The sequence below is a fragment of the Promicromonospora sukumoe 327MFSha3.1 genome, from assembly GCF_000385135.1.
In the GTDB taxonomy this organism is placed as follows: Bacteria; Actinomycetota; Actinomycetes; order Actinomycetales; family Cellulomonadaceae; genus Promicromonospora; species Promicromonospora sukumoe_B.
In genome coordinates this window covers 969,967-983,708 of the sequence record NZ_ARQM01000011.1, presented here as the reverse complement: position 1 = coordinate 983,708, position 13,742 = coordinate 969,967, and the positions used below count along the sequence as shown (strand labels likewise).

The 13,742-nt window shown below is 73.3% G+C and carries 16 protein-coding genes; 7 read left to right on the top strand and 9 right to left on the bottom strand.

Translation table 11 applies throughout. The features are described from left to right. Window positions 1-1,029: an ornithine cyclodeaminase gene (locus H291_RS0118120; RefSeq protein ID WP_020016427.1), complete on the bottom strand. Its 1,029-nt coding sequence runs from the start codon at window positions 1,027-1,029 to the stop codon at window positions 1-3. After that, the gene (ddaH, locus tag H291_RS0118115) at window positions 1,026-2,015 is read right to left on the bottom strand and encodes a dimethylargininase (RefSeq protein WP_020016426.1); all 990 of its coding nucleotides are present in this window, start codon (window positions 2,013-2,015) and stop codon (window positions 1,026-1,028) included. Before ddaH ends, H291_RS0118120 begins: the two co-directional genes overlap by 4 nt. A gap of 102 nt (window positions 2,016-2,117) precedes the next feature. On the opposite strand from ddaH, the gene H291_RS0118110 reads away from it, so the two are divergent. The 3 genes from H291_RS0118110 (at window position 2,118) to H291_RS0118100 (ending at window position 4,617) form a co-directional block, all read left to right on the top strand. Then, window positions 2,118-2,555, top strand: coding sequence for an Lrp/AsnC family transcriptional regulator (locus H291_RS0118110; protein ID WP_020016425.1), 438 nt, complete (start codon window positions 2,118-2,120; stop codon window positions 2,553-2,555). Between the two features lie 75 nt (window positions 2,556-2,630). Further along, a complete protein-coding gene (locus tag H291_RS0118105; protein WP_020016424.1) occupies window positions 2,631-3,296 on the top strand; it encodes a DedA family protein in 666 nt (221 codons plus the stop codon). A gap of 136 nt (window positions 3,297-3,432) precedes the next feature. Then, complete coding sequence (locus H291_RS0118100; RefSeq protein WP_084468204.1) at window positions 3,433-4,617, top strand: MFS transporter; 1,185 nt, start codon at window positions 3,433-3,435, stop codon at window positions 4,615-4,617. Here the strand turns inward: H291_RS0118100 and H291_RS32730 are convergent. Further along, window positions 4,516-5,478, bottom strand: coding sequence for an AraC family transcriptional regulator (locus H291_RS32730; RefSeq protein ID WP_020016422.1), 963 nt, complete (start codon window positions 5,476-5,478; stop codon window positions 4,516-4,518). The genes H291_RS0118100 and H291_RS32730 overlap by 102 nt on opposite strands. 133 nt (window positions 5,479-5,611) lie before the next feature. Here H291_RS32730 and H291_RS0118090 point away from each other — a divergent pair, with 133 nt between their 5' ends. Next, window positions 5,612-5,998, top strand: a complete 387-nt coding sequence (locus tag H291_RS0118090) for a DUF1304 domain-containing protein (protein WP_020016421.1) — start codon at window positions 5,612-5,614, stop codon at window positions 5,996-5,998. A 19-nt stretch (window positions 5,999-6,017) separates the two neighbouring features. Here H291_RS0118090 and H291_RS0118085 read toward each other — a convergent pair whose 3' ends face one another. Continuing rightward, the gene (locus tag H291_RS0118085; RefSeq protein ID WP_020016420.1) at window positions 6,018-6,869 is read right to left on the bottom strand and encodes a helix-turn-helix transcriptional regulator; all 852 of its coding nucleotides are present in this window, start codon (window positions 6,867-6,869) and stop codon (window positions 6,018-6,020) included. Between the two features lie 87 nt (window positions 6,870-6,956). Here H291_RS0118085 and H291_RS0118080 point away from each other — a divergent pair, with 87 nt between their 5' ends. Next, the gene (locus H291_RS0118080) at window positions 6,957-7,754 is read left to right on the top strand and encodes an SDR family NAD(P)-dependent oxidoreductase (RefSeq protein ID WP_026365877.1); all 798 of its coding nucleotides are present in this window, start codon (window positions 6,957-6,959) and stop codon (window positions 7,752-7,754) included. Between the two features lie 53 nt (window positions 7,755-7,807). Here the strand turns inward: H291_RS0118080 and H291_RS0118075 are convergent, their stop codons facing one another. The 3 genes from H291_RS0118075 to H291_RS33840 form a co-directional block, all read right to left on the bottom strand. Beyond that, on the bottom strand, window positions 7,808-8,794 hold the full coding sequence (locus H291_RS0118075) for a GlxA family transcriptional regulator (RefSeq protein ID WP_020016418.1): 987 nt from the start codon (window positions 8,792-8,794) through the stop codon (window positions 7,808-7,810). Then, window positions 8,791-9,378: a cysteine hydrolase family protein gene (locus tag H291_RS0118070; RefSeq protein WP_020016417.1), complete on the bottom strand. Its 588-nt coding sequence runs from the start codon at window positions 9,376-9,378 to the stop codon at window positions 8,791-8,793. Before H291_RS0118070 ends, H291_RS0118075 begins: the two co-directional genes overlap by 4 nt. A gap of 177 nt (window positions 9,379-9,555) precedes the next feature. Further along, window positions 9,556-10,458, bottom strand: coding sequence for a hypothetical protein (locus tag H291_RS33840; protein WP_157237139.1), 903 nt, complete (start codon window positions 10,456-10,458; stop codon window positions 9,556-9,558). A 79-nt stretch (window positions 10,459-10,537) separates the two neighbouring features. Between H291_RS33840 and H291_RS30695 the strand changes: the two genes are divergently transcribed. Continuing rightward, window positions 10,538-11,227: an HNH endonuclease gene (locus H291_RS30695; RefSeq protein WP_020016414.1), complete on the top strand. Its 690-nt coding sequence runs from the start codon at window positions 10,538-10,540 to the stop codon at window positions 11,225-11,227. Between the two features lie 148 nt (window positions 11,228-11,375). On the opposite strand, the gene H291_RS0118050 is transcribed toward H291_RS30695, so the two are convergent. Then, window positions 11,376-12,218 carry an SDR family oxidoreductase gene (locus tag H291_RS0118050; protein WP_020016413.1) on the bottom strand — a complete coding sequence of 281 codons (843 nt, stop codon included), beginning with the start codon at window positions 12,216-12,218 and terminating at the stop codon, window positions 11,376-11,378. A gap of 123 nt (window positions 12,219-12,341) precedes the next feature. Here H291_RS0118050 and H291_RS30690 point away from each other — a divergent pair, with 123 nt between their 5' ends. After that, entirely contained in the window at window positions 12,342-12,755 is a 414-nt protein-coding gene (locus H291_RS30690; RefSeq protein ID WP_020016412.1) for a winged helix-turn-helix transcriptional regulator, read from the top strand. Between the two features lie 110 nt (window positions 12,756-12,865). Here H291_RS30690 and H291_RS0118040 read toward each other — a convergent pair whose 3' ends face one another. After that, on the bottom strand, window positions 12,866-13,708 hold the full coding sequence (locus tag H291_RS0118040) for an alpha/beta fold hydrolase (RefSeq protein WP_020016411.1): 843 nt from the start codon (window positions 13,706-13,708) through the stop codon (window positions 12,866-12,868). Window positions 13,709-13,742 lie beyond the last annotated feature (34 nt).

Below are 13,742 nucleotides of genomic sequence, written 5' to 3'. Positions count from 1 at the left end.
TCAGGCCTCCGCGACCAGCGAGAACAGGTCCTTCGGGTTGGTCGGCTCGGCGATGAGGTCCAGGTGCTGAAGCAGCTCCGGGGCGTTGGCCGTGACGTCCTCCAGCACGAACTTCAGCGCGGTCCAGTCCTCCACGGCGAAGCCCACGGAGTCCCACACGACGAGCTCGTCCTGGCTCCGGCGGCCCTGCGCGGCGCCCGTGACGACCTGCCACAGCTCGGTCACCGGGAAGTCGGCGGCCTGGCGCTGGATCTCGCCCTCGATGCGGGTCTGCTCCGGCAGCTCGACGAACACGCTCGCGCGGGCCACGATCGCCGGGTCCAGCTCGGTCTTGCCCGGGCAGTCGCCGCCGATCGCGTTGATGAACACGCCGCCGGTCACGTCGGCGTCGTGCAGCACGGTCGCGTTCTGCTTGTCGGCGGTGCAGGTGGTGATGACGTCGGCGCCGCGCACCGCGTCGGCGGCGTCGTCGGCCAGCACGACGTCGAAGCCGAGCGCCTTGGCGTGCTTCGCCAGCTTCTCCATCGCGTCGCGGTCGACGTCGAAGACGCGCAGCGTCTCGATGCCCAGCTCGGCGCGCATGCCGAGGGCCTGGAACTCGGCCTGCGACCCACAGCCGATCAGCGCCAGCGTCCGCGAGTTCGCCGGGGCCAGGTAGCGCGCGGCCAGGGCCGACGTGGCCGCCGTGCGCAGGGCCGTGAGCAGCGTCATCTCGGCGAGGAACGTCGGGTACCCGTTGCCGACGTCGGCCAGCATGCCGATCGCGGTGACGGTCTGGAAGCCGTTGGCCGGGTTGAGCGGGTGCCCGTTGACCAGCTTGAACCCGTAGGTCTGCGCGTCCGAGGTGGGCATGAGCTCGATGACGCCCTCCGGGGAGTGCGACGCGATGCGGGGACGCTTGTCGAGCTCGGGCCAGCGCGCGAAGTCGCGGTCCAGGGCGTCGGTCAGCGCGGCGATGGCGGCCTCCGGGCCGCGGCGGGCCACCCAGCGGGCGGTGGCGGCGACGTCGAGGTACGGGACGGTGGTCATCGGGTCTCCTCGGTGGTGGCGGGGGTGGCGGCGGCCGCGTCGGCGAGCACCGCGCTGGCGACGACGGCGCTGGCCAGGGCGGTGCCGGTCAGCGCGGGCAGGGCGGACGGCGTCGTCGTCTCGGGGCGCAGCTCGAGCGTGCAGCACTTCACCGAGCCGCCGCCCTTGAAGATCTCGGACAGGTCGATGCCCACGGGCACGAAGCCGCGCTCCTTGAGCGCCTCGGCGTAGGCGCCGGCGCGGTCGCTGAGGAACACGTGCAGCCCGTCGGACACCACGTTCAGGCCCAGGACGGCGGCGTCCTCGGCACCGACCAGGATCGCGTCGGGGAACCTCTCGCGCAGCGTCTCCTGCGCGGCGGGGCTGAAGGCCTCGGGGTGGTAGGCCACGACGACCTCGCCGGAGACGGCGCCGTCGTCCAGCACGGAGAGCGCCGTGTCGAGGTGGTAGTAGCGCGGGTCGACCAGCTCGAGCGGGACCAGCTCGACGCCCTGCTCGGCGAGCTCCAGGCGCTCGGCCACCTCGGCGTGGCCGGCGGGCGTGGTGCGGAAGCCGGTGCCGGCGAGCAGCAGCTTGCCGATGAGCAGCAGGTCACCCTCGCCCTCCATGATCTCGACCGACTCGCCGAGCCGGCGGTAGCCCTCGGCGGCCGGGGTGCCGAACCAGCGGTCGTACGCCGGGCCCTCGGCCGCGCGCTCCGGGTAGGTGAACCGGGCGGCGAGCGCCCGTCCGCCGACGACGATGCCGCCGTTGGCCGCGTAGACCATGTCGGGCAGGCCCGCCTCGGGCTCGATGACGTCGACCTTGTGACCGCGGGCCTCGTAGGCCGTGCGGAGCGCCTCCCACTGGGCGAGCGCCTTGGTGGTGTCGACGGGCGAGGACGGGTCCATCCACGGGTTGATGGCGTAGACGACGTCGAAGTACGTGGGCGGGCACATGAGGTAGTGCCGCGGGGTGGCGGTCCGCTGCGCGGTGGTCTGCGTCATGGCGCGAGGCTACGGCCGCACCGATTCACAACAGGCACGCATCCGTTGCGCATCCTGCCGCGGATTCTTGCGTGATCGCTCGCTGTATTGAACGATTCGTTCATGGATGCCGTGAACCGGGCGATCGTCGGAGAGCTGCTGCGCGACGGGCGTGCCACGTACCAGGAGGTCGGCAGCGTCGTGGGCCTGTCGGCGCCCGCGGTCAAGCGCCGGGTGGACCTCATGATCGCCCGCGGGGAGATCGCGGGCTTCACCGTGCGCGTGGACCCGCAGGCGATGGGCTGGATCCTGGAGGGCTACGTCGAGATCTTCTGCTCCGGCATCGTCTCCCCCAAGGTGCTGGAGCGCGACTTCGCGCCGATCCCCGAGGTGGTGCGGGTCTCCACCGTGACCGGCGACGCCGACGCGATGGTGCACGTCATGGCCACGAGCATGGAGGAGATCGAGCGCACGGTGGAGCGCATCCGCACCGTCACGCACGTGGTCAAGACGCGCACGGCGCTGGTGATGTCCCGGGTGATCGACCGGCCGGGGGCCTGAGCCTGCGGGATACCTCCCCGCGACGCCTTAGGCTGTCCTAACCAGGTTGTTCCCCCAGGACCGGAGGCCCCCTCGATGCTCAGGACCGCGGTTTCGGACGACGTCGCCGGCTGGCTCGACGTGCTCGGCCCCCTCGCCTTCTACCTGGTGGTCTGGGGCCTCGTGTTCGTCGGCACCGCGTTCTTCGTCGGTGTGTTCATCCCGTTCCTGACGGGCGACGGGCTGCTGTTCGGCGCGGGCATCGTGGCCGGCAGCACCGACCGTATCGACATCTGGGTGCTGGCGATCGGCGTCGGCGTCGCCGCGGTGGCGGGCGACCAGGTCGCGTTCGTGCTGGGCCGCCGCTACGGGCGGCCGTACCTCGAGTCGCGCCGGGGCCGCTGGGTGCAGGCCGCCGTGGTGCGCACGGAGCGGTTCTACGACCTGTTCGGCTGGTGGTCCGTGGTGATCGGCCGGTACATGCCCTGGGCCCGCGTCTTCGTGCCGGTGATCGCGGGCGTGACGCGCATGCCGTACGGCAGGTTCCTGACGGCGAACATCTTCGGTGCCCTGAGCTGGGCGGTGCTGATCACGGTGCTGGGCTACTACGCGGCGTCGGACCCGTCGGTGCGGCCCATCGCCTACGTGGTGGCCGGCGTGGTCATCGCGGCGTCTGTGGTCGCGGGCATCCGGGCCTGGCGGCACGACCGGGCGACCCGGCCGCACGCCGAGGCGGAAGCGGAGGCACCGCGGGCCGAGTGATCGGTAGAACGTCACGTGATCGGCAGCTCGGAATGCCGACCACCTGACATTCTGCCGACCACAGGTCGCGCCGGGCGGTCAACAGCGTCCGCCGTTCGATCAACCCGCAGCCCGGTGAGGCGCCCAGGCTGGTCCCATGACCACGAGCACAACCACCACCACGCCGCGGGAACCCGGCGTGGCCCCGTCGTCGGACGACCCCACCTGGACCCCCGTGGTCGCCCTCTCGTTCGGCATCGCGATGGTGGTGCTCAGCGAGTTCCTGCCGGCCAGTGTGCTGCCGGCGCTGGCCGCCGACGTCGGTGTCAGCGAGGGAACGGCCGGGCTGGCCGTGGCCGCGACCGCCATCGCGGGGGCCCTCACGGCGCCGAGCATCGCGGTGCTGCTGCCCCGTGCCGACCGGCGCACCGTGCTGGTCTCCCTGCTCGCGCTGGCCGCGCTGTCGAACCTCGCGGTGGCGGTCGCGCCCAGCTTCGCCGTGCTGCTGGCGGGCCGGCTGCTGCTCGGGATCGCGCTGGCCGGGTACTGGTCGTTCGCGTTCGGCGCCGGCACCCACGCGGTGCCCGGCAAGGACCACGTGGTCTCGTCCGCGCTGGCGTTCGGCACGAGCATCTCGACGGTCGTCGGCATCCCGGTGGCGTCCGTGGTGGGCGACGCCGTCGGCTGGCGCGCCACGTTCGGGGGCGTGGCGGTGCTGACCGCGCTCGGCGCCGTCGTGCTCGCCCTGACCCTGCGGTCGGTGCCGGCCCACCCGACCGCGGGCCTGCGGATGCTGACCGCCGCGCTGCGCAACCGGCGGCTGCTGGCGGGCATCGCCTGCGTGGTGCTGGTCGCGTTCGCCAACTTCACCGCCTACCCCTACATCCGCATCGCGATCGAGCGGGTGGACCCGTCGACCACCACGTGGATGCTGCTGGCCTGGGGCCTCGGCGGCGCGGTGGGAACGGTGCTCGCCGGGGTGCTCGCGCGGTGGCTCCGGCCGCTGGCCGCCACGGCCCCGCTCGCGCTGGCCGCGGCGCTCGTCCTGACGGCATACGCCTCGACCGTGCCGGTGCTGGCCGTCGCGGTGGTGCTGTGGGGCCTGTCGATGAGCATGGTGCCGGTGTTCTCGCAGCTCTGGGTCACCCGGGTCGAGTCCGAGCGGGCCGAGTCCGCGATGTCGCTGCAGGTGACCGCGTTCCAGATCGCGATCACCGTCGGGTCGTCGCTGGGCGGCGCGCTACTGGACGGCCACGGCGTCCGGCCGCTGATGCTGGTCGGCGCGGCCGCCGCGGTCGCGGCCGGCCTCGGCTGGGCGGTCCTGCGGGTACCGCGCCGCTGAGGTCGGCGGGGCGGACGGGACCCAGGGGCGGGCCTGGCGCACGAGGGCCGGGTTCGGCGTGGCGGGCGGGACGGCCGGGGCCGGCTGGGCCGTCGGGGCCGGTTCGGCCCGCCACGCGAGCGGCGAGCGGCCGTGGTCGGACGCAAAGGCCCGGCTGAACGCCGCCACCGAGCCGTAGCCCACCTCGAACGCGACGCGCGTGACCGGCAGGCACCGGTCGGTGAGCAGCGTGCGGGCCCGGTGCATGCGCACCTCGCGCAGCATCTGCATCGGGCTGTGCCCGGTGGCGCGGCGGAACCGCTCGGTCAGCGCGGAGCGCGACAGGTGCACGAGCGCCGCCATCCGGTCGAGCGTCCACGGTTCGCCGGGGCTGGCCGCGAGCGCCGCGACGACGTCGGCCACCTGGGTGTCCGCGGGGCCGGCGCCGATGGCGCCGTCGGACGCCGGGCCCCCGTCGAGGGCGTGGCCCTGCTGCCAGAGCGCCGTCATCGCCGCCCCGATCAGGCCGGCGTAGCTCGCGGCGAACGGGGCCGGGCTGGAGATCGCGTCGAGCGGGCACGCGGTCACGAGCGCGACGACGCCGCGCTGCCGCTCGTCGAACCCGCGCACCACGAGCGGGCTCGGCAGCACCGGGCCCGGGGCCACGCGCCGGAGGTCGCCGTGCGCGAGGTCGGTCCCGGCGTCGGCGGTGAGCCGGTGCGCCGTCCGGGCGTCGACGAGCACGGCGTCGCCGGGCAGCAGCCGGTGCCGGGCGTCGGCGGTCTCCAGGGTCGCGGCGCCGGCGAGCACGACGGCCCACAGGGCACCGGGCCGGGACCGCACGTCACCGGCGGTGAGCCGCTCGCGCCGCAGCGCCGTCATCTCCCACTCCATACGAGACGGAGCCAATTGGGCGCGCCGGCTATTCCCGGAGCCGGTCGTGGCAGGTCCTGACATACTTCCGACCAGCCGGCCGCCGTCCCCGTCAGGCCGCACCCGTTCGGAGGAAACCGCCTTGCTGATCGTCGGACTCGTGCTCGCGGGCGTCGCCGCGCTCATCCACGTGTACATCTTCTACCTGGAGTCCTTCGCCTGGACGGAGAAGCGGACCCTCGCGACGTTCGGCATGACCGCGCAGGAGGCGGAGGTGACCAAGCCGCTGGCCCTGAACCAGGGGTACTACAACCTGTTCCTCGCGATCGTCACGGGCGTCGGCATCGTCCTGACGGCCACCGGGTCGACGGCGGCAGGCACTGCGCTCGTGCTCGCGGGGGCCGGCTCCATGTTCGCGGCGTCGCTCGTGCTGGTGATCTCGGACCCGGGCAAGCGCAGCGCCGCCCTCAAGCAGGGGCTGGTGCCGCTGCTGGGCGTGATCGCCGTGCTCGTCGGGCTCGCGGTCTGAAACCAGGTCCCGGACGACGCTAGATCGGCACGTCCATCCGCTGCGTGCCGAGCACCGACAGCAGCCGGAGCGCCTCCTCGGACGACGAGCCCGTGTCGGCGGTGTAGATCACGAGGTGCTGGTCCAGGTCGGCGATGTCGAGCGCGTCGCAGTTCACGGTGACCGGGCCGACGAGCGGATGGTGGAACGTCTTGCGCAGCACCGGCTCGGCCTGCACCTCCTCGGCCGCCCACAGCGTGGCGAACCGGGCACTCCCGTCCAGCAGCTCGGCCAGCAGCGCCGTCAGCTCGGGGTCGCCGGGGTACCGGGCCAGCACGGTCCGGAACCGGCTCACCGACGCGTGCTCGAACTCGTCGGCGTCCGACACGCCGTACAGCCGCCGCCCGTGCTCGTCGCGGATCAGGAAGGCCTGCCGCAGCAGGTTGCGGTCGCGTCGCGGGGCCGCGGAGAAGTCGGCCATGAGGGCCGCCGCGAGGTCGTTCCAGGCGAGCACCTCCTGGGCGGCCGACGTCACGAACGCCGCGGAGAGCGGCAGGCGGCGCAGGAGCTCCAGGATGCTGGTCCGCACCTCCCGCGGCGGGCCGGGCGGCAGGCCGCGCGGGACGTCGGCGAGCTGGTGCAGGTGGTCGCGCTCGGCGTCGGACAGGCGCAGGGCGCGGACCAGCCCGGACAGCACCTCGCGGGACGGGTGCGGGCCACGGGCCTGCTCCAGCCGCGTGTAGTACTCGGTCGAGATGAACGCGAGCTGGGCCACCTCCTCGCGGCGCAGGCCCGGGGTGCGCCGCCGCGGCCCCGCGGGCAGCCCGACGTCGGCGGGTGTGATGCGCTCGCGCCTGCCCCGCAGGAACGCGGCCAGTCCAGCTCGGTCCATGTCCCGAGTATGGGCAGGGTCGTGCGCCGACAGCCAGGTACCCGCGGTGCCTGGATGGGCCTGCTGACGCGGCGCAGGCTCGTCGGCATGGAAACCACAGCAACCATCGGGAACACGGCGACCGGCACCGGCCTCCTGGCCGGGAAGGTCGCCTTCGTCACCGGCGCGGGCCGGGGCATCGGCGCCGCCGCGGCCCGGCTCTTCGCCCGGGAGGGTGCCGTCGTGCACCTGGCCGCCCGTACCCGGGCGCAGCTCGAGTCGGTGACCGAGGAGGTCCGCGCGGCCGGCGGCACCGCGACCTGGTCCGTGGCCGACCTGGCCGACGCCGCGAGCGTGCGCGCCGCCGTCGACCAGGTCGTGGAGCGGTACGGGCGGCTCGACGTCGCCTTCAACAACGCCGCGACCTTCACGGAGCCCGTGCCCGTCGACCAGGTCACCGAGGCCGACTTCGACCACCTCTACGCGGTGAACCTGCGTGGGCCGTGGCTGTCGATGGTCGCCGAGATCGCAGCGATCCGGGCGACGGCGGGTACTGGTGCGATCGTCAACAACACCAGCGTCGGCAGCCTGCGGGCCAACCCGGTGCTACCGGCCTACGGCGCGATGAAGCGGGGCGTGAACAGCCTCACCGAGTCGGCCGCCGTCACCTACGGCCCGGAGGGGATCCGGGTCAACGCCGTCTCCCCGGGCGGCACGGACACCGAGATGATCCGCACCTGGGAGGAGTACACGCCCGGGCTCATGGAGCACCTCGCGCCCGGCATCCCCCTGCGGCGCGGGGCGCAGCCCGAGGAGATCGCGGAGGCCGCGGCGTGGCTGCTCAGCGACCGCGCGTCGTACGTGACCGGGGCGATCCTGCAGGTGGACGGCGGGGCGGGGGCCTGACGCCGCGGGGCGGGGCCTGACGTCGCTCGGCGGGGTCCGCTCGGCGGGCACGCTCAGCGGGACCCGCGGAGGCGGCGCAAGGAGCGCGCGTCCTCGAAGCCGACCGTGTGCGCCGCCTGCTCCACCGTGGCGCCCTGGCCGATGAGGTGCTCGGCGCGCTCGTGCCGCAGGAGCTGCTGGTAGCGCAGGGGCGTCACCCCGGTGGCCCGGGTGAACGCCCTGGTCAGCGTGCGCTCGGCCACACCGGCGCGCGCCGCGAGGTCCGCGAGCGGCAGGGTCCGTGCGAAGTGCTCGTCGATGTGGTCCTGAGCGCGATGGACCGTGTCGTCGACGTGCGACCGGTGCCGCAGCATCGCGCTGGCCTGCGGCTCCGCCCCGTTGCGCCGGGCGTACACGACCATCTCGCGGGCCACCCGGGCCGCGAGCGCCGGGCCGTGGCGCATGGCCAGCAGGTGCAGCGAGAGGTCGATGCCGCTGGCGATCCCGGCGGAGGTGACCACGCCGTCGTCCGAGGTGAACAGGACGTCGCGCACGACGTGCGCCCGCGGGTGGCGGGCGGCGAGCGCGTCCTGGACGGCGTGGTGGGTGGTGCAGCGGCGGCCGTCGAGCAGACCGACCTGACCCAGGGCGTCCGAGCCCGCGCAGACGCTGGCGACGGTGCCGCCGCGCGCGTGGTGCTCGCGCAGCCGCTCGCGCGTGGACTCGGTCAGGCGGGGCCAGGCGCCCGGATCGCCGCCCACGCGCCAGCCCGGGACGACGACGAGGTCGCCCGGGGCCAGCGCGGGCCAGTCGGTGCCGGCGAGGAGCGGGAGGCCCTGGGCGGACGGGACCGTGGTGGGGGCGGCGTCGGCGGGGGCGCCGTCGGCGGAGCCGACGTCGGCCGGGGCGTCGTCGGTGGAGCCGACGTCGGCCGGCGCGCCCGACACGTACCGCAGGTCGTAGCGGTGGCCGAGGTCCCCCGCCGTGAAGAACGCCTGCGCGGGGCCTGCCAGGTCGAGCAGGTGGACCCCGGGCAGGAGCAGGAAGACGACGGTGGTCACGCCGTCGATGCTGCCACCTCGGCCGGGTTCTCGGCCGGGGTACCGGCCGCGTCCTCGGCCTCGAGATCGGCGACCGTCGCGATGCGCGCGAACCGGTCCCGGAGCACGGTCTCGGTGCGCTCCAGGATGTCGGCGGCGCTGAACCGGCCCAGCGGGTCGGTGGTGGTGGCGTCGCTGACGAAGGTCACGTCGTAGCCCAGATCGGAGGCGACGCGCGTGGTGGTCTCGACGCACTGCTCGGCCCGGATGCCGCAGATCCGCAGCTCGCCGACGCCGCGCGCGGTGAGGATCTGGGCGAGGTTGGTGGTGGTGAACGCGTTGTGCGCGGTCTTGTGGAGCACGGGCTCGCCGGGCCGGGGCTCGCCCAGCTCCTCGAACAGGCGGACGTGACCGGTAGCGGGGTCGAACGGGTTACCCGACCCCGGCTCGGTGTGCAGCACCCAGACCACGAGGTCGCCGGCCGCGCGGGCGAGGGCGACCAGCCGGTTGACGGGCTCCGCGACCCCGGGGTTGAGGGTGTCGGCCCACAGGGGGCGCACCCGGAAGGACTCCTGGACGTCGACGACGATCAGCGCTCTGTTCATGGCCCCAGTCTGGCCCCGCTCGGCCGCGGCGCGGGAGGCCGGATCCGGTCCGGGGGCGGACCGATCTGGTCACCGGAGCAGGTCCCCCGGGGGCCGGCGAGCGGAGTTGTCCACAGATTCGGATCTGGTGATGCAGGGCGATCGGATCGAACGTATATTCGATACGAGGAGGCCTTATCAGTGTGTTTCATGACGAAAGGCGGGATGATGAAGACAATAGTCGTTCCTGCTGGCGCCGTCGAGCGCACCGTCCAAGCCGCCCTTGCCGGTCGGCTGCCCGCCCATGCGGGGACGACGACGGCATCCGCCACACTCTGCTGGACCGCGCAGCCCGTCGACGGAGAGGGTGCACTGCCGACCGCGACCATGACCTGGCAGGCTCACGGGGGCGCCGGACGCTCCACAGGCGCGCTCGTCGACCGGGTGCTCGAGCACGCCGACCGGGCAGGTGTGACGAAGCTGCCGGAGCTCATGGATCTGCCGGTGGGTTCCGCGCTGGTCGGCGCGCTCACCGATGTCGAGATGGCGGATGCCGGTGACGCCAAGCTGGTGGACGTCGCGGCCCGCTGGCAGGACGTCATCTCCTGGGCCACAGCGATGCAGTCGCGTGCCACCGCTGAGATCGCCCGTCGGCGGGGCTGGACCGCCGAGCACACCGCCGCGGCGGCCGAGGTCAGCGCCCGCCTGCGCATCCCGCAGACCGACGCGAACAAGCTCATGGCCCGTGGGAGCGGCCTGGCCGAGCACCCCCAGGTCATGGACGCCCTGCACGACGGCCTCATAGACACCGCCAAGGCCGACATCCTGCTGCGCTCCGGCAACCCCCTGACGGTCGAGGAACGCGACCAGGCGATCACCCGCTACCTGCCCCAGGCACCCGACCGCACCCGCCGCTGGCTGCGCGACAAGATGAACCAGTACGCCACCCGCCTGCACGGCTCCACGGAAGTGGCCAAGCAGGCGATGACCCGCCGCGCGGTCTACCTCGACCCCGCCGACAACGCCATGGCCTGGATCAGCGCCAACCTGCCCGCCACCGACGCGGCCGCCATCTGGGACGCGGTCGAGCAGGCCGCCCACACCCTGCGCAGGACACCTGGGAACACCCGGACCCTGGCCCAGGCCCGCGCCGACGGACCCTGCCCTACCGCGCACCACCGTGCCCGCGACCGGCTGCACCTGCGGCGGATGCCTCTGCGGCGGCACCACCGTTCGAATCATCATCGTCAAGCCGCGGATCAAGGTCACCGTCCCGGCCACCATGCTCCTCGGCCTGGACGACGCCCCCGGACACCTCGACGGCTACGGACCGATCCCCGCACAGACCGCGGCCCGCATAGCGACCGACGCGACCTGGCAGCGACTGCTGACCGACCCCGTCACCGGGATCCTGACCGACTACTCCACCACGAGCTACCAACCCGGCAAGGTCCTGCGCCAGGCAGTCACCGCACGCGACCAGACCTGCTGCTTCCCCCAGTGCGACCGCCCCGCTCGCTGGGCCGACCTCGATCACATCCAGCCCTTCGACCACGCGCTCGACACTTCCGTCCAACCAACCAGCACCCCTGGACAGACCCGCGCCACCAACCTCCAACCCCTGTGCCGTGCCCACCACCTCGCCAAGACCCACCACGGGTGGGACGTGGAGCGCGACCCCGAAACCGGGACCACCACCTGGACAGCACCCACCGGCCACACCTACCAACGCCCGCCCACCCAGGTGGGGCAGGTCAGCAACGACCTCACCAGCCCCACCGACGACGTCCGACACCTCCTCGGACAACACCCGACCGTCGGCAAGGCCCGGCCCACGAACGACCGCTTCTCGTCAGAACCGCCCTTCTGACGAGCCCCGGGTCAGGATTCGGCCGGACGGACAGACCCGCCGCCCACCGGCCGGACCGACAGACCCGCCGCCAGCCGGGCCGACCGATATTTCCCACTCACCACAGTCCCGGCACACACCCCCGCCCCCGCCCCGTGAGATCCCCGGCTCAGCCCCCGAACGCCGCGGCGTTCCTCCGCGCCCAGTCCGCGAAGGAGTGCGCAGGCCGGCCCAGCACGGTCTCGATGTCGGGACTGACCAGCTGCTCCTCCGCCGTCGGCTCGCCCAGGATCGCGAGGGTGCCGTCGACGACCGACCCCGGCATGTACGCGAGCATCTCGGCGCGCGCCTGCTCCCGGGTCTGCTCGGCGAAGGCCAGCGGGACACCCAGCGCCTCAGCGAGCGCCGCGGTCCGCTCGCGCGGCGAGACGGCCGCGGGACCCGTCAGCACATAGGCGCGGCCCGCGTGACCGTCGTCGGCCAGCGTCGCGGCCGCGACCTCCGCGATGTCGAGCGGGTCGACGGCGGGGAGCGCGACGTCGCCGAACGGCGCGTTGACGGTGCGTCCGGCCCGGACCGTCGGCACCCAGGCGAACGCGTTGCTGGCGAAGTCGGCCGGACGCAGCAGCGTCCACTCCAGGCCCGAGCCCTGTACCCGCTTCTCCAGCTCGGCGAGCGGACCGTGCGAGGCCGAGCCGGCACGCGTGACGGCGCCCAGCGAGGACAGCAGGACGAGCCGCCACACACCGGCGTCGGCGGCGGTGCCGATGATCCGCTCGGTGTCCAGGTGCCCGCCCGAGCCCGGAACCAGCAGGAACATGGCGTCAGCGCCGTCGACGGCAGCGCGCAGGCTCGCCGGTTCCGCCAGGTCGGCACTCACGCCGCGGACCTGCGGGTGGTCGAGCGGGGCGGCACCCGCCCGGGAGACGGCGGTGACGTCGTGACCCCGGCGGGCGAGCTCTGCGACCAGCGGCCGGCCGATGTTTCCCGTGGCTCCGGTGATGACGATCATGGGTGCTCCTTGTCGGTAGGACACAGCCCTGGACCAGGGCCGGGCGACCCCTGCGGCCGCCGTGCCGCCGACGTTACGAGCGTCAGTACAGTAGGTTCCCTCAGGAAAGTATTGGAGCCTGTCATGCCGAACGCGACGTCCGCCACCAAGCCCGGCACCGGCACCTGGTGCCCGCAGCCCGACGACGACCCCGCCACCGCCTGCCCCATCTCGCCGGTCGTCGACCTCGTGTTCAGCCGCTGGACCACGCCGATCCTGTGGGTGCTGCAGGCGCACGGGACCCAGCGCTTCGTCGAGCTGGAGCGGCGCATCGGGGTGACGCCGAAGGTGCTGACCCAGCGTCTGCGCCAGCTCGAGCGGGACGGCCTGGTCCAGCGCAGGATCTACGCCGAGGTCCCACCGCGCGTGGAGTACGAGATCACCGAGCTGGGCGGCAGTCTGCAGAGCGTCTTCGCCGCGCTGGGCGAGTGGGGCGACGCGCACATGTCCGACGTCGAGCGGTCGCGCGCCGCGTACACGGGCCCGCTCCCCCGCTGAGCCCAGCTCCAGCCGGGCGGTCGGCAGAAGGTCAGGTGGTCGGCAACCCGAGCTGCCGACCACCTGACCTTCTACCGATCACCCTGCGAGGCGCTCAGCGCCCAGCGGGTTCAGCTCCGCACGAACCGCAGCAGCGCCTCGTTCACCTCGTCCGCGTGGGTCCAGAGCAGGCCGTGCGGCGCGCCCTCGACCTCGACGTACTCGGCCTCGGGGAACGCCGCGTGGAAGGCGCGACCGGTGGCGTCGATCGGCAGGATGTTGTCCTTGGTCCCGTGCAGGATCAGGGACGGCTTGCCCGCGGCGCGGACGGCCTCGACGTCGGCCCGGAAGTCCTCGATCCAGGCGGAGACCACCGCGTACGCGGCGACCGGCGCGCTGCCCGTCGCGGTGTTCCAGCTCGCCGTGACGACCTCCTGGCTGATGCGCGAGCCGAGGTTCTCGTCCAGGTTGTAGAAGTCCTGGTAGAAGTTCGTGAACCAGGCGAAGCGGTCGGCGCGGGCCGCCGCCTCGATGCCGTCGAAGACGGACTGCGGCACACCGGTCGGGTTGTCGTCGGCCGCCACGAGGAACGGCTCGAGCGAGGCGAGGAACGCGAGCTTGGCGACGCGCTCGTGGCCGTGGTTCTTGACGTAGCGGGCGAGCTCGCCGGTCCCCATCGAGAAGCCGACCAGGATGACGTCGCGCAGGTCGAGCGTGTTCAGCACCGTGTCCAGGTCGGCGGCGAACGTGTCGTAGTCGTACCCGGCGCCGACCTTGCTCGACTTGCCGAACCCGCGGCGGTCGTACGTGATCACGCGGTAGCCGGCCGCGATCAGCTCACGCGACTGCCGCTCCCAGCTGTTGCCGTCGAGCGGGTACCCGTGGATGAGGACGACCGGCTGCCCCGATCCGTGGTCCTCGTAGTACAGCTCCGTGGGGGTGCTGTTCTCGTTGCCGACCGTGATGAAACCCATGATCCGTCCCCTTCTCGATCCTTCGCCCGGTGGA

Coding starts and splice junctions, on each gene's coding strand:
- H291_RS0118120 (WP_020016427.1), bottom strand. CDS start 1,029: ATGACCACCGTCCCGTACCTCGACGTCGCCGCCACCGCCCGCTGGGTG.
- ddaH (WP_020016426.1), bottom strand. CDS start 2,015: ATGACGCAGACCACCGCGCAGCGGACCGCCACCCCGCGGCACTACCTC.
- H291_RS0118110 (WP_020016425.1), top strand. CDS start 2,118: ATGGATGCCGTGAACCGGGCGATCGTCGGAGAGCTGCTGCGCGACGGG.
- H291_RS0118105 (WP_020016424.1), top strand. CDS start 2,631: ATGCTCAGGACCGCGGTTTCGGACGACGTCGCCGGCTGGCTCGACGTG.
- H291_RS0118100 (WP_084468204.1), top strand. CDS start 3,433: ATGACCACGAGCACAACCACCACCACGCCGCGGGAACCCGGCGTGGCC.
- H291_RS32730 (WP_020016422.1), bottom strand. CDS start 5,478: ATGACGGCGCTGCGGCGCGAGCGGCTCACCGCCGGTGACGTGCGGTCC.
- H291_RS0118085 (WP_020016420.1), bottom strand. CDS start 6,869: ATGGACCGAGCTGGACTGGCCGCGTTCCTGCGGGGCAGGCGCGAGCGC.
- H291_RS0118080 (WP_026365877.1), top strand. CDS start 6,957: ATGGAAACCACAGCAACCATCGGGAACACGGCGACCGGCACCGGCCTC.
- H291_RS0118070 (WP_020016417.1), bottom strand. CDS start 9,378: ATGAACAGAGCGCTGATCGTCGTCGACGTCCAGGAGTCCTTCCGGGTG.
- H291_RS0118050 (WP_020016413.1), bottom strand. CDS start 12,218: ATGATCGTCATCACCGGAGCCACGGGAAACATCGGCCGGCCGCTGGTC.
- H291_RS30690 (WP_020016412.1), top strand. CDS start 12,342: ATGCCGAACGCGACGTCCGCCACCAAGCCCGGCACCGGCACCTGGTGC.
- H291_RS0118040 (WP_020016411.1), bottom strand. CDS start 13,708: ATGGGTTTCATCACGGTCGGCAACGAGAACAGCACCCCCACGGAGCTG.